Raw genomic sequence first — 18,558 nt, 5'->3', positions numbered from 1 at the left:
ACACCAAGGACCTGGAGACAAAGCATGACATCGACAACCACGGCGGCCGCACCCGCCCGGCCTTCCGACACCCCGTCCGAGCTGGACGGGGTCTACCGCAAGATCATCTGGCGGCTCATTCCCTTCCTGATGCTGCTGTGGGTGCTGGCCTGGATCGACCGGGTCAACATCGGCTTCATCAAGCTGACGATGCTCGACGAGCTCAAGTGGAGCGAGGCGATGTACGGCCTGGGCGCGGGCATCTTCTTCCTGGGCTATTTCTTCTTCGAGGTGCCCAGCAACCTGCTGCTGCAGCGCATCGGGGCCAAGAAGACCATCATGCGCATCACCATCGGCTGGGGCCTGACCTCCATCGCCACGATGTTCGTGAAGACGCCGGAGATGTTCTATTTCCTGCGCTTCCTGCTGGGCGTGTTCGAGGCGGGTTTCTACCCCGGCATCATCCTGTACCTGACCTACTGGTTCCCCAACGACCGGCGGGCCAAGGCCTTCGGCATGTTCATGTCGGCCTCGGCCTTCGCGGGCGTGATCGGCGGGCCGCTGGCCGGCGCCATCATGACCGGCATGCACGGCGTGAACGGCTGGTCGGGCTGGCAGTGGGTGCTGCTGCTCGAAGGCATTCCCTCGGTCATTGCCGGCTTCGTCACGTACTTCTACCTGACCGACAGGCCCGAGCAGGCCCGATGGCTCACGGCGCGCGAACGCCAGCTGGTGCATGAAGACCTCGAGCGCGACGGCCGTTCGCTGGGCCAGCGCGAGCACAGCATGCTGGCTTCGCTCAGGAGCGGGCGCATCTGGCTGCTGATCCTGATCTTCTTCTGCATCATCGCGGCCAATTCCTCGCTGACCTTCTACGGCCCCACGCTGGTCAAGGAAGTGGGCTTCACCAGCCCGGTGACGGTGGGCTGGATCATGGCCGTGGCCTACCTGTGCGGCGCGGCCGGCATGATCTGGAACGGCTTCCACTCCGACAGGCAGCAGGAATCGCGCTGGCACTGCGCCCTGGCCGCCGCGCTGGGCGCTGCCTCGCTGCTGGTCGTGGCGCTCTTCCTGGGGCACAGCGCGCTGGCTGTGCTTGTTGGGCTCACGCTGGCCATCGTCGGCACCATGAGCGCCATTCCGGTGTTCTGGCAGATGCCCAACCGCTTCCTGGCCGGCACCGCGGCCGCCGGCGGCGTGGCGCTGATCAACTCCATCGCCAACCTCGCCGGCTTCGGCGCGCCCTGGATGCTGGGGCTCATCAAGACATCCACCGGCAGCCTCTCGCCCGGCCTGTACGTGGTGGCGGCGGTCGAGGTCTGCGCCACCCTGCTGATCCTGGCCTGCGTGCCTTCGCATCGCAAGCAGTCATGAAAGAGAACAACCAATGACCCTCACCGCCACCCGCCTGGACCTGGCCGCGCTCAACGCCATGGACCGCGACGCCTTCGTCGCCGCCGTCGGGCCCACTTTCGAGAACTCTCCCTGGGTCGCGCAGGCCGCGTGGGCTCGCAGGCCCTTCGCGGACACCGACGCGCTGCATGCCGCAATGCTCGACGTGGTGCGCGAGGCGCCGCACGAGCGCCGCATCGCTTTCCTCTGCGGCCACCCCGAACTGGCCGGCCGCGAAGCCCAGGCCGGCACGATGACCACCGAATCCGTCGGCGAGCAGCGCAGCGCCGGGCTCGACGCGCTCAGCCGCGAAGAGCTGGACGAAATGCAACGGCTGAACCGTGCGTACCGCGAGCGCCACGGCTTCCCCTTCATCATCGCCGTGCGCCGCAACACCAAGCAGCAGATCTTCGAGGCAATGCGCGCGCGCGCCGAAGCGAGCACGCAGGCCGAGCACCGCGCCGCGCTCGACCAGATCGGGCTCATCACCCGGGGGCGCATCGACGCGCTGCTGGACGGCTGAAGGCGCCTTTCCCCTCTCTTCCCGACGACACGTTCCCGTTCCCGCCGGCTGGTGCATTCCCATGCACCGGCGAGGCCTTCCATCGCCCGAAAAAGGCAACAACGACAGGAGACAACAGCATGGCGAATCAAGTCGTATCCCAACCCGCGCGCAGGCAGTTCGCGCTCTCGGGGTTGGCCCTGGGGGCCGCGGCGCTGACCGCACGTGGAGCACTCGCGCAACAACAGCCGAACGTCGCGCCGGCCGGCCCGGCCCAGGCCAGCGGCCCCATCGTGCTGCATGGCGCGAGCCCGCGCCTGACGGTGCATGCGCTGGACACCTTCCACGGCGCGGCCGCCACCGGCCTGCGCATCGATTTCGCGGCTGGAAGGCGGCAGCTATAGGCCGCTGCGCAGCGTCGTCATGAACGGCAACGGCCGCTCCGAAGAACCGCTGCTGATCGGCGACAGCTACCAGGCCGGCGACTACGAGCTGCTGCTGCACGTGGACGACTACTTCGCCAGCAGGAAGGCTGTGCTGCCCATGCCGCCCTTCCTGACCAGGCTGCCGGTGCGCATCCGTGTGGCCAATGTCGCCGAACGCATCCACCTGCCGATCCAGTTCGGCCCGTGGAGCTACACCTATTCGCGCGGCAGCTGAGCTCACCGGATTCACGAAAGGACACGACATGACCGGCATCTCGACCCACGTGCTCGACATCACCAACGGAAGGCCCCTGGCCGGCCTGCAGGTGGAGCTCTACGACATGGCGACCACTCCGCCCGCGCGCCTGAACAGCACCCGCACCAACGCCGATGGCCGCACCGACGCGCCCATGCTCGCGGCCAAGGACGCGCGCACCGGCCACTTCGAACTGCGCTTCCACGTCGGCGACCACTTCAAGGCCGCCGATGGGCTCTCGGACGTGGTGCCCGTTCGCTTCTCCATCTTCGACGCCGCGCAGCACTACCACGTGCCGATGCTGTGCGCGCCCTGGTTCTTTTCAACGTATCGCGGCAGCTGACTGCCGCCGGAGCCCCTAGCGATGACCCAACCCCAACTCCAATCCGAACCCAACGCAGAGAAATACATGGTCGACGCCATCCGCCTGGCCATGCGCAACGTGCGCGAGCGCAGGACCTGGCCCTTCGGCGCCGTGCTGGTGCGCAACGGCAAGGTGCTGGCCCATGCCGTCAACGAGGTCGATGCCCTGTGCGACCCCACGGCCCATGCCGAGATGCAGGCCGTGCGCATCGCCGCCAAGGCGCAGGGCGGCACCGACCTGTCGGGCAGCGTGGTGTACGCCAGCGGCTATCCGTGCCCGATGTGCCTCACGGCGATGTACCTGGCGGGAGTGAAGGAGGTCTACTACGCCTACTCCAACGAGGACGGCGAGCCGCACGACCTGTCGGCCGAGCGCGGCTACCTGGAGATAGCGCGGCCCATCGAACAGCGCGAGATGCCCGTGCGCGCGCTGCCGGTGCGCGACGAGGGCGAGGACCTGTACGAGGCCTGGTCGCGCGCGACGCGCTGAGCTCCCGGGTCAGGCCTGGGGCTCGTTGCAGACCGCTTCGATGTTGTGCCCGTCCGGGCCGATGACGAAGGCCGCGTAGTAGTTCGCGTGGTATTGCGGGCGCAGGCCGGGCGGTCCGTTGTCCCTGCCTCCCGCCTCCAGCGCCGCGCGATAAAACGCGTCGACCTGCTGGCGGGTCTCGGCCTTGAACGCGAGGTGAAGGTGCGCCGGCTTCTCTTCGGTCTGGAACAGGCACAGCGAGGCTTTGCTCTTCGAGGCGAGTTCGACGCCGTAGCTCGGCACGCCTTCGGAAACGACGGCCACGCCGAGCGGTTCGAGCGCCCTTAGGAAAAACGCCTTGCTCGCCGCGTAGTCGCTCACGCCGAATTTGACATGGTCAAACATGAGTTTCCTGTTGTTTCAAGATCTGTGGAGGCCGGGCGGCCCGAGGCCGGCGCAAGCATAAACCCGTGATTCCGGGGGCGCGACGCGGCCCGAAAGCCTCCTGGCGACGGGGGAACCGCTGCCGGGGCCGCTTCGCCGTCAAAATGCCGGCCATGGAATCTCTGATCGAACAACTCTCCGACTCGGTGGCTTCGGCCCGGACGCTGGAAGACCTGACCCGTCCGATGCTCGAGATGCTCGGCGCGGTGACCGGGCTGGAGTCGACCTACCTCACCACCATCGACCTCGACAAGGGACAGCAGCACATCCTCTTCTCGCGCAATGTGCGGCAGCTGAGCATTCCAGAGGGCCTCACCGTGCCTTGGGCCGACACGCTTTGCAAGCGCGCCATGGAAGAGGGCCGCACCTACACCGGCGACGTCGCCAGCTGCTGGGGCGATTCCGACGCGGCAAAGGAGCTCGGCATCCAGACGTACGTAAGCACGCCGGTCAAGACCGAGGGCGGCGACCTGTTCGGCACCCTGTGCGCCGCGAGCTCGACGCAGCAGCCCCTGGCGCCGCATGCCGAGCCCGTGCTGCAGCTGTTCGCGCGGCTGATCGGCCAGCAGGTGGAGCGCGAGCTGCTCTACAGGAAGCTGGAGAAGGCCCATGCCGAAGTCGTCACCCTCGCTTCCACCGACGCGCTCACGGGCCTGCCGAACCGCCGCACGCTCGTCGACGGCCTGCGCAGGCTGATGGCGCAGGCCGAGCGCGACGGCACCAGCGTGCTGGTCGGCTTCATAGACATGGACGGCTTCAAGAAGATCAACGACACCCACGGCCACGACATCGGCGACGAGTTTCTCGTCGCCATGACCGCCCGCATGTCGGCCTCGCTGCGCGCGGGCGACATGCTGGCGCGCAACGGCGGCGACGAGTTCGTGGTGATCGGCGCCGGCCCGGCCTTCGACCAGGCGCCGAACGCCGCGGCGCGTTCGCTCGCCGAGCGGCTGGGCGAAAGCACCGTGGGCGAACTGCGGCTGCAGGGCGCCACGCTCGACTACCGCGGCGCGAGCGTCGGCGTGGTCGCCATCGACCCGCGCACCACCTCCGCGGCGCAGGCGCTGCGGCTGGCCGACGAGGCCATGTACTCCGTCAAGCGCGGGCGCCGCGCCGTGGCGAACCACCGGGAAACGGCTTCGGCCTGAGTGGCGCAGCCAGGCGCCGTCGCCGCCCCGGCTCGCGGCGGGGGCGGCGCGCAGCCCGGGGGAAGGGCCTCGCGATGCGGCATCGAACCTGGTGAAGATGCTGGAGCCGTCGCGCGCGCAGCCGTCGATTTCGATGGCGATGCCCTGGCGCAGGCAACGGCGCGAAGAACCACGGGACCTCCTTTTTACGGCTGTGGATGAAGCCTGCGAAAGCGCATGGGAGTGGTCAGGGAGTGTTCATAAACCCGCTCCAGTATTGAACTCCAAAGTACTGCTTCTGCTCGTGGGCTGCGGCCTCGCCTTCGTTCGGGGGCTGGAGTCCGGAAAGCGTTCCGGAGGTGCTGCCATGCGCTTGACCAGCATGAATTCCGTCGGGACTTCGGGGCCGGCGACATATCGGGTCTGGACCGACGACCCCGAGGGTTTCTCGACCCAGCGCATCACGCCGATGCACCACAACTTCCACGAGCATCCGCTGTTCCAGGTGCCCGAACTCGTGAAGCTCGGCATGGAGCTCTCGAAGGTGGACCAGTGCAGGTTCATGGACCCGAAGAGAACGATTTCCTCGGCGCTTTCGCACGAGGGCAGGCCGCCGGGCGGGCGCAGCATCGACGAGTTCTTCGAGCGCATGGAGGAGCCGGGCTCGTCGTGCGCCTTCTACAACATCGAAGTCGTTCCCCGCTACCAGGCCTTGCTGATGTCGGTGGTGAACTCCATGCGCGCGCTCGTGGAGCGCGAGCAGCCGGACATCTTCAGGGTGAACGGCTTCGTCTTCTTCTCGGCGCCGCCTTCCGTCACGCCCTTTCACATCGACCGCGAGAACAACTTCTGGCTGCAGCTGCATGGGCACAAGATCCTCAACGTGTGGGATCACCGCGACCGCAGCATCGTGCCGGCCGACGCCGTGGAGGATTTCATCGTCACGCAGTCGCTGAAGAAGGTGCGCTTCAGCGAAGCGTTCATGCCGCTGGGGCTGGAGTTCGACGCGCGGCCGGGCGATGCCATCTACTTCCCCAGCACCTCGCCCCACATGACCCGCTCGGAGGTCGGCGGGACCGGCGCCGGCGGTCGCCTGTCGATCTCGATCGGCGTGACCTTCTACACCGCCGCCACGCGCGAGGTGGCCCGCATCCACCAGGTGAACCGGCTGATGCGCAAGTGCGGCCTGTCGCCCTCATACCCGCGGGAGTCGCCGGTAGCGGATGCGGTGAAGTCGGCCATCGGCGGTTTCGTCGGTGCCGGCCGTGCCCGGCTCGGCGCTGCGCGTGCGCGCTTCATCAGCATGGCCACGTCGCGGCGAATGAGGCACACGCCGCCGCCGGGGTCCTACTGAGCCTGTGTCGGTCGCGGCACCGCTTCCCCCGTGCGGGATTCGCCAGCGTCACGTTCTCGAGCGCCTTGATCCGCCACTCGCCGGCCAGCCGCGTCAGTACGGCGAGGGTCAGCGTATCGACGACCTGAGGCCCCGCAGGATGTTCCGCACCTGCCGCGAGGTGGTGTCGTCTCTTCTCTGAAGCCGGCGTCCATCAGCAGGGGGGCGCAGACGGCGCTACTGCGAAGCGGCCAGGAATTTGCTGATCAACCCGACCGTAACGCCGGTACTCTCTTCCATCAACCAGTGTCCTGCACCCGGCACGACTTCTCCGCGCACATTGGTTGCCGCATTGCGCATGACGATCGCCATGTTGTCACCGAAGGACTTCTCTCCGCCAATGGCGAGCACCGGCATGGCGAGCCTGGTCTTGGAGAACGCGATGTTGTCGGCAACGTCGTTGCTGGCGATGGTGTTGAATTGCGCGAAGGCGGCGCGCATCGCGCCCGGCTGAGCATAGAGCTTGGCGTAGTGCCGCCGCGTCGCCTCGTCGATCTTCGAAGGCGTGCCGGCAAACTCGTTCCAGAACCGGTCGAGATAGATGCGCTCCCTGCCGGCGACCAGTCGCTCGAAATCGCGGCCGCCGGCGTTGAAGTGCCACAACGCGGGCCACAGGATGATCTGGTCCCATGGCGCGACGCCGGGCACGGGCGCGTCCATCACGACGAGCTTGTCGACCTTGTCGGGGTAGCTGGCCGCATATGCATAGGCGACCATCGTGCCGATGTCATGCCCGACGACGGCGGTCTGGTCCTGCTTCAGGGCAGTCACGACCGCGCGTATGTCGGCAGCCTGCGACTTCTTGTCGTAGCCACTGGTGGCCTTCGACGATTTCCCCATGCCGCGGAGGTCCGGCACGATCACCAGGTGCGTCTTCGCGAGCTCTTGCGCCAGCGGGGCCCACATGTCGCCCGTGTCGCCGAACCCGTGGATGAGCACCACGGCGGGGCCGGCACCGCCGGAGCGGACAAAGATGCTCGCGCCATCCGCCAGGGTGACGGTCCGGGTCTTGAAGCTGCTCGGGAAGGCCGGTTGTGCTCCGGCATTGGCTGTGCACAGCACGGCAATCAACAGGGCCAATACCAGCGCAAGGCGATTCTTCATGTCGGAGCTCCACTGTCGAGGACCAGATAGGCGCGACGCATTCTGAGGCTTTGTTGCGCAGCGAGCCAACGATATTTGGTTCAAGCCGGGCGCCGGCCCCGCTCATCGCTCGCGAACCAGCCGGAAATATCGCCACATTCCCCACACGACGCCGACGGCGAGACCGATCCCGACGCTCCAGCCGGCCGGCAAGCCGAATCCGAGTGCCAGGAGCAGCATCAATCCGGCGCAGACCAGGCCGATGAAAACGAGGGTGACGAAGTCGAACCGGGCGACCGCCAGCGTGTCTTCGGCAAGGCTGCGGTCACGGTGGCCGCGCTTGTGGCGCAGACGCCGGAACAGGAAGACGTCGGCAACGAAATCGAAGATGCCGACGAAAAGATCGGCCAGGATGCTCCACATCAGGGGGCTCCATTTGCGGTGACACCCCGGAGTTCCTGCTGTTCTCATGGTGGTCCGACCAGGGTGGGGCGGCGGAGCACGCAGAAATGTTACCGCCCTTTCAGCTGGGGTAGCCGCCGTAGCCGGTGTCGGTGCGAGGTCACGCAGGTGACCCGTTCGACCGATGGCGCACCGGCAATCGCGCCCTAGGCCCTGAACCAGATCCTGAGCGTCACGTACAGCGCATAACCCAGGGCGAGCACCATCCACACCATGAAGAGCACGTTGGCCCAGAATTCGCCGGGATTGGCCGCCAGGGTGTAGAGCTGTCCCGCACAGCCCTTGCCGATGCATGGCACCTCTGCCCGGACCAGCGCGCGCAGCACGCCGAAGAAGAGGTAGCAGGCGATGCCGCCAGCCATCAGGAAGCCCACGGGCCCCACGATTCCCTTGGTGAGCTCGCCGTTCTCGTCGCGGTTGCCCTTGCGCAGCAGGTTTTGCCCGAACCTGTACCAGGCGAAGCCCAGCAGGAGCATCAACGAGTAGTAGAGAACGTCACGCATGTCTTCGGGGATGTGGGTAAGGTCGTGGCCGACTTTAGCCGAGGCTCATCCAAAACCCGATTCGCCGCGTACACCTGTCCATGCACGCCCCCGCGCGTGTCCCCAGAGGAAAGACCAGACGCACATGCCGCAGGACATCGCATTCGCCATCCGCCGGGCCTTGAAGGGGCTGCTGCCGTTCTCCTGCTTCGACCACCGGAAGCGCCGCCCGGTAGGCCGCCATCTCTTCGAGTGCCGCGCATGAGCAGCGGCATGACCGTGGTCGCTCTTGCGGGCCTGGCGTGGACCGCATCGCTGGCGCTGCCGACCTGGGCCGTGAGCCTCGCACGGCATGACGCGAGCCTCGTCGACCGGATGTGGTCGGTCTTCATTGCGGGTGCCGGCCTCGTGTACTTCCTGCTGCTGCCCGCGCAGACCGCGCGCGGACTGTGCATGGCGGTACTGGGCACCGCTTGGGCGCTGCGGCTGTGCATCTACGTCACGTGGCGCAACTGGGGGCATGGCGAAGACCGCCGATACCAGGCGATACGCGCGCGCAACCAGCCGAACTTCGGCTTCAGGAGCCTGTATCTGGTGTTCGCGCTGCAGGCGGTGCTGGCTTGGATCGTGTCGGCGCCTTTCCTTCCGGGCATGGCGGCGGCGCGGCCGCTCGGTCCGCTCGATTCGGTCGGCGGTGCGCTGGCGCTCTTCGGCATCCTCTTCGAAGCCATCGGCGACGCGCAGATGGCGCGCTTCAAGGCCGACCCCGCGAACCGTGGCCAGGTGATGGACCGCGGCCTGTGGCGCTACACGCGGCATCCCAACTACTTCGGCGAGGCCTGCACATGGTGGGGCATCTGGCTCATGGCCATCGGCGGCGCGGGGTGGGGCGGGACGTGGAGCATCGTGTCGCCACTGCTCATGACCTGGCTGCTGCTGAAGGTCTCGGGTGTGCGCATGCTCGAAAGCGACATCGGCGAGCGCCGCCCCGCCTATCTCGACTACATGGCGCGCACCAACGCCTTCGTGCCGGGGCCGGTGCGCGGCGATCGCTCGAAGCATTAGCCGGTGGCCTTGGCTGCCTGGCGGTGGCACCATGGCCGCGGTGAAGCCTTCGTCGAACAGATCTTCCTTGGTGATGATGCGCATCGTCTTCTGGAGCACGGCACTTCTCGCGCTGGCCGTCCTCGCGGGCGTGGTGTACGAGCAGGTCGGCCGCTACCGGGCGCAGCGGGACTTCCCCGCGCCGGGAAAGATGGTCGATGTCGGCGGCGGGCGCCGTATCCAGCTCGACTGCCGGGGCTCCGGTTCGCCCACGGTCGTGTTCGAGGCCGGGCTCAGCGTCGATGGCTCGCTGAGCTGGTCGGCGGTGCAGCCGGCCATCGCGGCGCGCACGCGGGCATGCGCCTACAGCCGCGCGGGGCTGATGTGGAGCGACCCATCGGGTGCGCCGATCAGCGCGAAGCAGGTGGCAAGCGATCTTCACGAGGCTCTGGCGCGAGCGGGAGAGCGCGGGCCTTTCGTGCTGGTCGGGCAGTCGCTGGGTGGACTGTTCGCCACGACCTTCACGCGGTACTTCGGCGACGAGGTGGCGGGGCTGGTTCTGGTGGACCCGTCGCATCCAGACCAGGTGGCGCGCGTCGCGGCCTACATGACGGAAACCCGCTCGCTGCGTTCGCGCGTCGCGGTGTCGCTCGCGTGGACCGGCCTGCTGAGGGCGGCGGCCCCGAGGCTGCTGCCCCGTGCGCCGAACCAGAGCGAGCGCGATGCGCGGGCGGTCCGGGCCTACGCGCCGAAGTCGATGGTCACGCAGATGGCGGAGAGCGACGCGACCGATGCCATGCTCGCCGAGGCGGGCGCCTTCCGCGACCTGGGCAGGCGTGCGCTGGTGGTGCTCACCGCGATGGCGCCGTACACCGAGGCCGAGCTCCGGGGAATGAAGATCACGCCCGCACAGGGCCGCGAGGTGCTGGCCATCTGGCAGCAGCTCCACATGGAAGAAGCGGAGTGGTCTTCGCGCGGCAGGCACCTGTCGCTGCCGAACTCCAGCCACGACATCCAGTTCGACGACCCGGAGGCGGTGATCGAGGCGGTGCTGTCGGTCGTCGAGATGGTTCGCGAGGACGGCGGCGGGCGGCGTTGAGCGCGCCGCCGCGTCCGTGCATTACCAGCGGAACTTCACGCCCACGCTGCCCTCGATGCCGCTGCTCTTCGTGCGCACGCCGCCGCCCGAGGCCCAGAGCTTGCCCAGCTCCGCGTACAGGCTCGCGTTCTGCGTGAGCTGCAGCGTGGCGCCCGCCGCCAGTTCGGTGCTGGTGCCGCCGGTGCGCGTGGCGATGTCGGTGTAGGCCGCGGGTCCGATGAAGCGGGCGGTGTCGGTGCCGCTGCCGTTGCGGTAGACGTTGAAGCGCACATAGGGCTGCAGCAGGCCGGCGGAGGTGGCGATCTCCCCCTTCACCCGCACGCCGGCGCGCGCCATCCAGCCGCTGTGGCTGTGCTGCTGCACCAGCGCGGCGGCGATGCCGCCGTCGTCCAGGCTGATGCGCTGGTGCACCAGTTGCAGCTGCGGCTCGATGGTCCAGCCCGGCGCGATGGCGAAGGACTGGCCGACCTCGATGGAGGCCAGCAGGCTGCTGCCCTTGCCGGAGCTGGAATAGCTCAGCGCGGGCGATGCCGTGTAGTGATGGCGCCCGGCCTGCAGCACGCCGTCGACGTACAGGCCGCTGTCGTTCTTCCAGGTGGCGTAGGCGCCCAGGTACTGGCTGCGCAGGTCGTTGGAGCCGGCCGCGTAGTTGACGATGCCGCGCGCGAAGCCGTTCACGCGCATGTCGCCGTTGAGTTCGCCGAGGTAGACGCCGGCGCGCCAGTGGGCGTCGGCCCAGAGATCGGTGCCGGCCTGGAAGCCGGTGAGGCGTCCCTTGCTGGTGGGGTTCACGGTGCCGCCCTGACTGATGGTGCGGTCGGTGCTGACGATGCGGGCCCAGACCTGGCGGTAGCTCCGGTCCTGCATGGCCGGGCCGGCGTCGTTGCTGCCGGGCGGGCCGTCGTCGCCGAAGCGCTGGCGCATGCTGCCGAGCATCGACAGGTTGGCCTGGCGGAACTGCTCGGGCAGCGCGGCGTACAGCGGCACTTCGGTGCGGTAGGTGGGCACGCTCACGCCCCCGCCGGTGCTGCCGCCGCTACCGGTGCCGCCGGTGCTTCCGCCTCCGCCGCCGTTGGCGGGAGGCGTGACCACGGCGCTGGAGCGCAGGTACCAGTTCTCGCCCGCGCCGCTCGCATCGGCGGCGTACAGCCGGTACTCGTAGGCGCCGGCATCGACGTGGCCGCCCGCGAGCGCAAAGGCGTTCTTCGTGGTCTGCGCGGTGGTGGTGGCGCCGTTGATCGCGCTGACGACCTCGATGCCATTGCCGGTGGTCAGCGCGCCGAGTCCGCCGAGGTTGGTGATCTGCACGTTGGTCGTGCCGCTGGCGATGGCGGTCGCGCCGCTGAGCACCAGCCGGTCGCTCGCGCTGCTGCTGTCGCCCAGCGCGGTGCCCAGGCGCAAGGTGCCGCCGTTGCCGACCCACGGGCCGGTCACGGTGAGCGTGGTGCCCGGCGCGGAGCCGACCAGCGAGACGGTGCCGCCATTGGCCATCGACGCGATGGTCTGGCTCTGGCCGGCGAGGTCCAGCGTGGCGCCCGACGCGACCGTGAATGCGCTCGCGTTGCTGAGCGCATTGGCCGCTCCGGCGCGCAGGGTGCCGGCGTTGACGTTGGTGGCGCCGGTGTAGACGTTGGCGCCCGACAGCGTCAGCGTGCCCGCGCCGCTCTTCACCAGGCCGGCGGTTCCGGAGACGGGGCCCGACCAGCCCATGTCGTGCCCGTTGGTGTCGATGGTGCCGGTGCCGCCCAGCAGCAGCGGGCTGCTCAGGCTCAGGCCATCGGCGCCCGCGACGATGCTGGCGGTGGCGCCGCCGTCGATGGCCACGGCGCCCGTCAGCGCCGCGCCGGCGTTCAGCGTCAGGCTGTTGCTGCCGCCGGTGAACTCCACGGCCGCCGCGCGGGTGACGCCGTCGCCGCCCATGCCGCCGGTAATGCTGCCGCTGTGCACGATGCCGAGGTTGGCGCCCGACACGCCCACTCCGCCCGCGCCGTTGGCGCCGCTCGCGCCCCCGTTGCTGCTGGCGCCGCCGACGCCGCCGTTGCCGCCGGTGATGGAGCCGCTGTTGGTGATCGTCGTGCTGGCGCCCGTCGCCCGTAGGCCGATGCCGCCATCGCCGCCGGCGCCCGGTGAGCCGGTTCCGCCCGCGCCGCCGCCACCGGCCCCCCCCGCGCCACCGGCGCCGCCGCTGACCGCCCCCGTGTTGGTCACCGAGACCGCGCTGCCCGCCAGCGTGATGCCGCTGCCGGCGACGACGCCGTTGTTGGTGAAGACGATGCCCGAGGTCGTCGCATTCAGGAAGAAGCCGGCGCCGCCGCTGCCGCCGCCACCGGCTTGCGAGAAGGCGTCGCCGCCCTTGCCGCCGGCGCCGCCGGTCGAGCTGCCGGTGGCGGTGTAGTTGCCGGTCGGCCCGATGAGGATGGAGCCGTAGCCTCCCGCACCGCCTCCACCGGCCGCCCAGTAGCCGTTGCCGCCCGCGCCGCCAGCGCCGCCCGTGTAGCTGTCGGAAGAGGTGGTGACGCCACTGCCGATGGACGCGCCCTGGAAGCCGCCGCCGCCGCCGCCGCCGTAGCCGTTTCCGTTGCTGAAGTCGCCGGTCTGCGACTGGCCGGCCGCGCCGTTGTCGCCCTGCAGCACGCCGGGGCTGACGACGTTGCTGCCCGCGCCCGCCGCGCCGCCCGTGCCGGCGGTGGCGCCGGCGAAGGAGCCGATGTTGGCTGCGGAGCCGGCCGTCGGACCCGCGTCGGTCGACGATCCGCCCGCGCCGCCGTTCGCATTCACCGTGGTGTCGTTGAGCCCGCCGCTGCCGCCACTGCCGTCGGCACCGCCCGAGCCGGCGTGCAGCGAGGTGTCGTTGGCGGGCTGGCCGCCCGCGCCGCCCGCCGCCAGCGCCGGGCCGGCACCCAGCAGCAGCGCCGCGAAGGCAGGGGCGAGCGCGAAGGCAATGGCCATCGCCTCGGCCGGCTGTTGCGCCGATCGCGCATGGCCGCGCGAGGTCTCGGGTGTGGCGACCCAGGTGCCGCGGGCTTGATTCCAGAGGGTCCGAAAAACCTTGTTCATGGCTTCCCAACTTGTTCGTTCGTCGCCTGAACGGGCAGGCTCCCGCGTGCGGGCGCGAGTCTGTCCTCCGCCTGCACATGCCGTCGTTTTCGATTTGCAAGCCAAAAATGTAAGTACGCGTTGCGGCGGGCGATATGCCCGGAAGCGGGTACCCAGGCGGGGGCCGATGGCTGCCGAGGCGGGTGCGGGCAGTGCGCGCCTGCACCGCCGGTTGAGGCTCAGCGCGCTACGGGCGTGACGCCGTGTGGCGCAGGCATACCCTGAACTGCATCAAGAGGTAAGCAGTGTTTCGCGCGAAATACAAAGACAAAGGGGCGAGGGCTAGAGGCCTGCCGGTCGGCGAGGGCGCTTCTTTTGCTGGCCGTGCCCGAGGCTCTGGAGGTAGGCGCAAAACATGTCGGCCATGGCGTCCGAATAGATCTTGATCTCCGCGTCGGTGCGCGGACTCTCCGAGAACTGCTTGCCCACCGAGCTGAACGTGGTCGTGATCAGGTCGGCCGCCAGCGCCCGCGTGGCTTCGCCGGCGTCGGGCAAGGCCTCGCGCATGAAGGCCTGCATGATGCGGTCGCCGGCGGCGCGTGCCTCGTGCGCCTCGGGCGCGTCGCGGTAGAGCGGGGCGGCGTCGTTGAGCGCCACGCGCATTCCGGCTTCCTCGCACTCCGACCGCACGAAGGCGTGCACCAGCATGCGCAGCCGCTCCAGCGGCGGGCGCTGCGCGTCTTCGAGGATGCCGCAGAGCATGTCGCTCGTCTGCTTCCACTCGTCGCTTTGCAGCCGGAAGAGGATCGACGCCTTGTTGGGGAAGTACTGATACACCGACCCGACGCTGACGCCGGCCCTCTCGGCCACGCGCGTGGTGGTGAAGCGCTGCGCGCCTTCCTTCTCCAGAACCTGAAGGGCTGCCTCGAGGATGGCCGCGACGAGGTCGTTGGAGCGGGCCTGCTTGGGCTTTCTTCGGGAGGAGATCGGCGGGTTCTGACGGTCGGCCATGGGCGGGGTTCGCAACGCGAATAGGAAATGTGAATGTTCCTTCATATTATTGGCCAACCTTCACTCCGACACGAAGAACCCCGTGACAACCCTCACCAACAAACCACTGGCGCCCCTGCTGGAGCGCCTGTTCGCCGAGGCCGCCGAGGCATCGCCCGCGATGAGCGCGGCGATCGCCGGCCTGTCCGACGAAGAGCGCTCGAAGCTGATGCGCAGCAAGACCGGTTACATCGATCTCTACGCGCGGCTCAAGGACGTTCCGCTGCCCGTCTCGCGCGAGACCGGCCTGCTGCTCTACATGCTGGCGCGCAGCGGCGGCGCGCGGAACATCGTCGAGTTCGGCACTTCCTTCGGCATCTCGACGCTGCACCTCGCCGCCGCCCTGCGCGACAACGGCGGCGGCCGCGTCGTTACCACAGAGTTCGAGCCCTCCAAGGTGGCGCGCGCCCGCCGCAACCTCGAGGCTGGCGGCCTCGCCGACCTGGTCGAGATTCGCGAGGGCGACGCGCTGCGCACTCTCGCAGCCGACTTGCCCGAGTCGATCGACCTGCTGCTGCTCGACGGCGCCAAGGCCCTTTACCCGGAGATCCTCGCGCTGGTCGAAAGTCGCCTGAGGCCCGGCGCATTCGTCGTCGCCGACAACGCCGACTACTGCCCCGAGTACCTCGCGCATGTGCGCTCGCCCGCCTCGGGCTACATGTCCACGCCCTTCGGCGATGACGTCGAACTGTCGATGCGGCTCGCATGAAACCGGCCGGCCTTCGTCTGTCGAGCGGCATCGAGCAGCCCGGCTGACTACCGCCACCACTCCAACGCGGACGCCACGGTGTTCGCAGTGCCAGTCGCACTGGCCGTAAGCGTCTGACGTCAACCAACGCACTCCACGACCCTTGCCGGTCGGGGTGCGTTCGCATGCGCGCTCCGGTCGGCCGGGAGAACACCACGAACCTGGACGACACCATGACTTCTCCATCGACACGGGCCACGACTTCATCGTCATCGCCACCATCATCGACGCGCGACCCCGCGCAGGGCCGCCTGCTGCTGCTGACGGTCATCCTCTTCATTTCCTATCTCTGCGTCGGCATGTCCCTGCCCGTCGTTCCGATCTTCGTGACGGGGCAGCTCGGGCTGGGCAACGTGTGGGCCGGGCTCGGCGTCGGCATCGCCTTTCTCGCCACCGTGCTGAGCCGGGCCCATGCCGGCACGCAGTCCGACCGCGCCGGGGCCAAGGCCGCGGTGTCGCGCGGGCTGGTCTTCTACGTGAGCGGCGCACTGGTCTCGCTGGTCGCTGGCCTGCTGGTGCAGTCGCCCTGGACGGCCTACCTCGTCCTGCTGGCGGGCCGGCTGCTGGTCGGCCTCGGCGAAAGCCTGGTCGGCGTCGGCATCATCGGCTGGGGCATCGGGCTCGTCGGCCCGGTGCGCTCGGGCAAGGTGCTGGCGCTGGTGGGCGCCGCCATCTACGGCGCGCTGGCGGTCGGCGGGCCGATCGGCCTCGCGCTGCAGCAGCGCTTCGGATACGCCGGCGTGATGAGCGTCGGCGTGATCCTGCCCTGCCTCGGCATGCTCGCGATCTGGCGCATGGCCGGCGTGCCCGCGCATCCGGGCGCCGAGCGGCCGCCGTTCTGGCGCGTGATCGGCCAGGTCTGGCCGCACGGCACCATCGTGTGCCTGCAGGGCATCGGCTTCGCGGCGATCGGCGCGTTCTTCACGCTGCATTTCCTCGACCAGCACTGGCGCTACGCCGGGCTGGGCCTGACGGCCTTTGGCGGCGGCTTCGTGCTGGTGCGCGTGCTCTTCGGCCACCTGCCGGACCGCGTGGGCGGACTGCCCGTGGCCATCAGCTCGCTTGCGGTCGAGACGGTGGGGCAGGCGCTGATCTGGAGCGCTTCCGATCCTGTGGTTGCCCTTGTCGGCGCGTTCCTCACGGGGCTCGGCTGCTCGATGATCTTTCCGTCCATGGGGCGAGAGGTCGTGCATCTGGTGCAGCCTCATCTGCGCGGCACGGCGCTGGGCGGGTTCTCCGCCTTCCAGGACGTCGCCTACGGGCTGACGGGCCCGCTGGCCGGGCTGCTCGCGGACAGGGCTGGGTACGGCGGCGTGTTCCTGGCCGGCTGCGGCGCCGCGGCGATGGGGCTGGTTATCGCGATCAGCCTTCGCCGGGCTCGGACACGCTCTCGGCCCTGACCTCGAAGGCGGCCTTCGCCTTCAGTTCGGCCTCGAGTCCGGCCTTCAGTTCGACGGCGACCCTCTCGGGGTCGCGGCGCAACTCCACGATGTCGCGCTCGCCGACGCACAAGCCCTCGAGCCGCACGTAGATGCGCGAGAAGTCGCCGCCCATTGCGCGCGCCACGTCGCCGAGGCATTCGGCCAGCGTGGCAAAGCCGCCGTTGCGGTACGAGCTGGGAGGTATCACGCCCCTGGAGCGGGGCGCGCGAACGGAGTAGGCGTAGGACGAAACTTCCTTCCGCAGCTCCACCACGGGCTGCAGGCAGCGCTGTGCTTCCCCTGTTCTCTTCATGGCCGCAGTGTAGATGCGGCGATACCCGGTGGCCAGCCGGCCATCGGTCAGCCAAGAGTCAGGGACCGGCCGGAGGCGCAGCGACCGCCGCGGCCGGCTCAGCTGTCAGGCGGGCAACTTCTGCGCGGCAGGTGCCTGCAGCGGCGGCGTGCCGGTCTTAAACATGCTCGCGAGCTGCTTGCGCAGTTCGGGCGTGTCGGTGTGGCCGTGAACGGTCACGGCGTGCTGCACGGCGGCATCGAGCAGCTCGCTCTCGCTGTCGGCGCTGAGCGCGACGCTGCAGTTCATGGTGCTCGGGTACTCGCGGCAGTCGATGTATTGGCGTGACATGGCGGCAGCTCCTTGGATGTCCTCACGGACGTGCTTCGAAGATCAGGTTGAAGGGCGTCTCGCTGGCGCGGCGGAAATGCGCGAAGCCGCCCTTGGAAGCCACGTCGCGAAGCCGCGCCTCGCCGGCCTGCGCGCCAAGGCACAGTCCCACTTCCTGCGAGCGCGAGGCGGGCGTGCAGATGAAGTTCGAGGCCGAATAGAACACGCGCCCCACCGGGTTCATGTTGTCTTCCAGCCGGTCGTTGGCGAAGGGCTCCACCAGCATCCATGTGCCCTGCGGCTTCAGGCTGCCGCGCACGTGCGCCGCCGCGCCCACCGGGTCGCCCATGTCGTGCAGGCAGTCGAAGAAAGCGACGAGGTCGTAGTCCTTGCCCGGGAAGTCCTTCGCGCTCGCGACCTCGAAGCTCAGGCGCTTCGGATCGTCGATGCCGGCCTTGCGCGCCGTCTCGCGCGCACGCTCGATCGAGGGGGCGTGGTAGTCGAAGCCGACGAAGCTCGACTCGGGGTAGGCCTGTGCCATCAGCAGCGTGGAGGCGCCGTGTCCGCAGCCAACGTCGGCCACGCGCGCGCCGCGCTCGAGCGCGGCGCAAACGCCTTCGAGCGCCGGTATCCACTGGCTCACCAGGTTGGCCGCATAGCCCGGCCTGAAGAAGCGCTCGGTGCCGTGGAAGAGGGCGGGGTCGTGCTCGTGCCAGCCGATGCCCAGGCCGGTGCGCATGGCCTGGACCATCTTGGGTACGGCCTTGAACTGCGCCACGGCGATCTGGAACGCGCCGGGCACGAAGGCCGGGCTGCCTTCCTCGGCGAGCGCGAAGGCCTGCTCTTCGGTGAGCGAGAAGCGCTCGCTCTTCGGGTCGTACTCCACATAGCCGCTGGCGGCCTGTGCCGAGAGCCACTCGCGCAGGTAGCGCGGATCGGTCTCGGTGCGTTTGGCCAGCTCTTCCACGGTGCCCGGTCCTTTCGCCATTTCCTTGTACAGGCCGAGCTGGTCGCCCACGACGATGGTTGCGGCGTGCATCACGGCGCCGATGTCATGGACGAAGTTACCCATGAACGCGTTAAGCCTTGTTTCGTCGATAGCCATGTGTTTCCCCTTCGCCGGCGGACGGCTCGCGCGTCCCTTGCCTGCCTATACTGGGC

19 protein-coding genes and 1 pseudogene are annotated in these 18,558 nt (G+C 68.9%); 11 read left to right on the top strand and 9 right to left on the bottom strand.

Annotated features, from left to right (window positions below; all coding sequences use genetic code 11):
- The first annotated feature begins 24 nt into the window (after positions 1-24).
- The 5 genes and pseudogenes from ABL844_RS22825 (at position 25) to ABL844_RS22805 (ending at position 3,407) form a co-directional block, all read left to right on the top strand.
- Positions 25-1,353: an MFS transporter gene (locus ABL844_RS22825; protein WP_126024452.1), complete on the top strand. Its 1,329-nt coding sequence runs from the start codon at positions 25-27 to the stop codon at positions 1,351-1,353.
- A gap of 13 nt (positions 1,354-1,366) precedes the next feature.
- Positions 1,367-1,894: a 2-oxo-4-hydroxy-4-carboxy-5-ureidoimidazoline decarboxylase gene (uraD, locus tag ABL844_RS22820; RefSeq protein WP_418129026.1), complete on the top strand. Its 528-nt coding sequence runs from the start codon at positions 1,367-1,369 to the stop codon at positions 1,892-1,894.
- 119 nt (positions 1,895-2,013) lie between these two features.
- Positions 2,014-2,533: pseudogene (locus ABL844_RS22815) on the top strand (hydroxyisourate hydrolase).
- Positions 2,534-2,561: 28 nt separating this feature from the next.
- On the top strand, positions 2,562-2,897 hold the full coding sequence (gene uraH / locus ABL844_RS22810; protein WP_418129025.1) for a hydroxyisourate hydrolase: 336 nt from the start codon (positions 2,562-2,564) through the stop codon (positions 2,895-2,897).
- Between the two features lie 21 nt (positions 2,898-2,918).
- Entirely contained in the window at positions 2,919-3,407 is a 489-nt protein-coding gene (locus ABL844_RS22805) for a nucleoside deaminase (RefSeq protein ID WP_126024456.1), read from the top strand.
- A gap of 9 nt (positions 3,408-3,416) precedes the next feature.
- On the opposite strand, the gene ABL844_RS22800 is transcribed toward ABL844_RS22805, so the two are convergent.
- Positions 3,417-3,791, bottom strand: a complete 375-nt coding sequence (locus ABL844_RS22800) for a VOC family protein (protein ID WP_418117291.1) — start codon at positions 3,789-3,791, stop codon at positions 3,417-3,419.
- Positions 3,792-3,943: 152 nt separating this feature from the next.
- Here ABL844_RS22800 and ABL844_RS22795 point away from each other — a divergent pair, with 152 nt between their 5' ends.
- On the top strand, positions 3,944-4,978 hold the full coding sequence (locus ABL844_RS22795; protein ID WP_418121863.1) for a diguanylate cyclase: 1,035 nt from the start codon (positions 3,944-3,946) through the stop codon (positions 4,976-4,978).
- 346 nt (positions 4,979-5,324) lie between these two features.
- A complete protein-coding gene (locus ABL844_RS22790; RefSeq protein ID WP_418129024.1) occupies positions 5,325-6,311 on the top strand; it encodes a JmjC domain-containing protein in 987 nt (328 codons plus the stop codon).
- Between the two features lie 216 nt (positions 6,312-6,527).
- Here the strand turns inward: ABL844_RS22790 and ABL844_RS22785 are convergent, their stop codons facing one another.
- The 3 genes from ABL844_RS22785 to ABL844_RS22775 all read right to left on the bottom strand — a co-directional run bounded on the left by ABL844_RS22785 (position 6,528) and on the right by ABL844_RS22775 (position 8,398).
- On the bottom strand, positions 6,528-7,454 hold the full coding sequence (locus ABL844_RS22785; protein ID WP_418129023.1) for an alpha/beta hydrolase: 927 nt from the start codon (positions 7,452-7,454) through the stop codon (positions 6,528-6,530).
- Positions 7,455-7,556: 102 nt separating this feature from the next.
- Positions 7,557-7,856 (bottom strand): hypothetical protein, encoded by a 300-nt coding sequence (locus tag ABL844_RS22780; RefSeq protein ID WP_418129022.1) that lies wholly within the window; start codon positions 7,854-7,856, stop codon positions 7,557-7,559.
- A gap of 185 nt (positions 7,857-8,041) precedes the next feature.
- Positions 8,042-8,398 carry a hypothetical protein gene (locus tag ABL844_RS22775; RefSeq protein WP_184641609.1) on the bottom strand — a complete coding sequence of 119 codons (357 nt, stop codon included), beginning with the start codon at positions 8,396-8,398 and terminating at the stop codon, positions 8,042-8,044.
- A gap of 240 nt (positions 8,399-8,638) precedes the next feature.
- Here ABL844_RS22775 and ABL844_RS22770 point away from each other — a divergent pair, with 240 nt between their 5' ends.
- Both ABL844_RS22770 and ABL844_RS22765 read left to right on the top strand, forming a co-directional pair.
- Entirely contained in the window at positions 8,639-9,442 is an 804-nt protein-coding gene (locus tag ABL844_RS22770) for a DUF1295 domain-containing protein (protein WP_418129021.1), read from the top strand.
- Positions 9,443-9,515: 73 nt separating this feature from the next.
- On the top strand, positions 9,516-10,520 hold the full coding sequence (locus tag ABL844_RS22765; protein WP_418129019.1) for an alpha/beta fold hydrolase: 1,005 nt from the start codon (positions 9,516-9,518) through the stop codon (positions 10,518-10,520).
- A 21-nt stretch (positions 10,521-10,541) separates the two neighbouring features.
- Here ABL844_RS22765 and ABL844_RS22760 read toward each other — a convergent pair whose 3' ends face one another.
- A complete protein-coding gene (locus ABL844_RS22760; RefSeq protein ID WP_418129018.1) occupies positions 10,542-13,577 on the bottom strand; it encodes an autotransporter outer membrane beta-barrel domain-containing protein in 3,036 nt (1,011 codons plus the stop codon).
- Positions 13,578-13,898: 321 nt separating this feature from the next.
- Positions 13,899-14,567, bottom strand: a complete 669-nt coding sequence (locus ABL844_RS22755; RefSeq protein WP_418121854.1) for a TetR family transcriptional regulator — start codon at positions 14,565-14,567, stop codon at positions 13,899-13,901.
- A gap of 82 nt (positions 14,568-14,649) precedes the next feature.
- On the opposite strand from ABL844_RS22755, the gene ABL844_RS22750 reads away from it, so the two are divergent.
- Together ABL844_RS22750 and ABL844_RS22745 are read left to right on the top strand one after the other, a co-directional pair.
- Positions 14,650-15,315, top strand: a complete 666-nt coding sequence (locus ABL844_RS22750; protein WP_418129017.1) for an O-methyltransferase — start codon at positions 14,650-14,652, stop codon at positions 15,313-15,315.
- A 212-nt stretch (positions 15,316-15,527) separates the two neighbouring features.
- Positions 15,528-16,754 carry an MFS transporter gene (locus ABL844_RS22745; RefSeq protein ID WP_418129015.1) on the top strand — a complete coding sequence of 409 codons (1,227 nt, stop codon included), beginning with the start codon at positions 15,528-15,530 and terminating at the stop codon, positions 16,752-16,754.
- On the opposite strand, the gene ABL844_RS22740 is transcribed toward ABL844_RS22745, so the two are convergent.
- The 3 genes from ABL844_RS22740 to ABL844_RS22730 all read right to left on the bottom strand — a co-directional run bounded on the left by ABL844_RS22740 (position 16,717) and on the right by ABL844_RS22730 (position 18,502).
- Complete coding sequence (locus ABL844_RS22740) at positions 16,717-17,088, bottom strand: hypothetical protein (RefSeq protein ID WP_126024468.1); 372 nt, start codon at positions 17,086-17,088, stop codon at positions 16,717-16,719. The genes ABL844_RS22745 and ABL844_RS22740 overlap by 38 nt on opposite strands.
- 105 nt (positions 17,089-17,193) lie before the next feature.
- Positions 17,194-17,418: a DUF1059 domain-containing protein gene (locus tag ABL844_RS22735; RefSeq protein ID WP_126024469.1), complete on the bottom strand. Its 225-nt coding sequence runs from the start codon at positions 17,416-17,418 to the stop codon at positions 17,194-17,196.
- 22 nt (positions 17,419-17,440) lie between these two features.
- Complete coding sequence (locus tag ABL844_RS22730; protein WP_184641616.1) at positions 17,441-18,502, bottom strand: class I SAM-dependent methyltransferase; 1,062 nt, start codon at positions 18,500-18,502, stop codon at positions 17,441-17,443.
- Positions 18,503-18,558: the final 56 nt, after the last annotated feature.

The organism is Variovorax sp. 278MFTsu5.1, assembly GCF_048305045.1.
In the GTDB taxonomy this organism is placed as follows: domain Bacteria; phylum Pseudomonadota; class Gammaproteobacteria; order Burkholderiales; family Burkholderiaceae_C; genus Variovorax; species Variovorax guangxiensis.
The sequence above is the reverse complement of the archived record's forward strand: the minus strand, read 5'-3'. Positions and strand labels throughout refer to the sequence as shown.

Coding starts and splice junctions, on each gene's coding strand:
- ABL844_RS22825 (WP_126024452.1), top strand. CDS start 25: ATGACATCGACAACCACGGCGGCCGCACCCGCCCGGCCTTCCGACACC.
- ABL844_RS22760 (WP_418129018.1), bottom strand. CDS start 13,577: ATGAACAAGGTTTTTCGGACCCTCTGGAATCAAGCCCGCGGCACCTGG.
- ABL844_RS22730 (WP_184641616.1), bottom strand. CDS start 18,502: ATGGCTATCGACGAAACAAGGCTTAACGCGTTCATGGGTAACTTCGTC.
- ABL844_RS22800 (WP_418117291.1), bottom strand. CDS start 3,791: ATGTTTGACCATGTCAAATTCGGCGTGAGCGACTACGCGGCGAGCAAG.
- ABL844_RS22795 (WP_418121863.1), top strand. CDS start 3,944: ATGGAATCTCTGATCGAACAACTCTCCGACTCGGTGGCTTCGGCCCGG.
- ABL844_RS22755 (WP_418121854.1), bottom strand. CDS start 14,567: ATGGCCGACCGTCAGAACCCGCCGATCTCCTCCCGAAGAAAGCCCAAG.
- ABL844_RS22740 (WP_126024468.1), bottom strand. CDS start 17,088: ATGAAGAGAACAGGGGAAGCACAGCGCTGCCTGCAGCCCGTGGTGGAG.
- ABL844_RS22745 (WP_418129015.1), top strand. CDS start 15,528: ATGACTTCTCCATCGACACGGGCCACGACTTCATCGTCATCGCCACCA.
- ABL844_RS22765 (WP_418129019.1), top strand. CDS start 9,516: ATGATGCGCATCGTCTTCTGGAGCACGGCACTTCTCGCGCTGGCCGTC.
- uraH (WP_418129025.1), top strand. CDS start 2,562: ATGACCGGCATCTCGACCCACGTGCTCGACATCACCAACGGAAGGCCC.
- ABL844_RS22785 (WP_418129023.1), bottom strand. CDS start 7,454: ATGAAGAATCGCCTTGCGCTGGTATTGGCCCTGTTGATTGCCGTGCTG.
- uraD (WP_418129026.1), top strand. CDS start 1,367: ATGACCCTCACCGCCACCCGCCTGGACCTGGCCGCGCTCAACGCCATG.
- ABL844_RS22735 (WP_126024469.1), bottom strand. CDS start 17,418: ATGTCACGCCAATACATCGACTGCCGCGAGTACCCGAGCACCATGAAC.
- ABL844_RS22805 (WP_126024456.1), top strand. CDS start 2,919: ATGACCCAACCCCAACTCCAATCCGAACCCAACGCAGAGAAATACATG.
- ABL844_RS22790 (WP_418129024.1), top strand. CDS start 5,325: ATGCGCTTGACCAGCATGAATTCCGTCGGGACTTCGGGGCCGGCGACA.
- ABL844_RS22775 (WP_184641609.1), bottom strand. CDS start 8,398: ATGCGTGACGTTCTCTACTACTCGTTGATGCTCCTGCTGGGCTTCGCC.
- ABL844_RS22770 (WP_418129021.1), top strand. CDS start 8,639: ATGAGCAGCGGCATGACCGTGGTCGCTCTTGCGGGCCTGGCGTGGACC.
- ABL844_RS22780 (WP_418129022.1), bottom strand. CDS start 7,856: ATGTGGAGCATCCTGGCCGATCTTTTCGTCGGCATCTTCGATTTCGTT.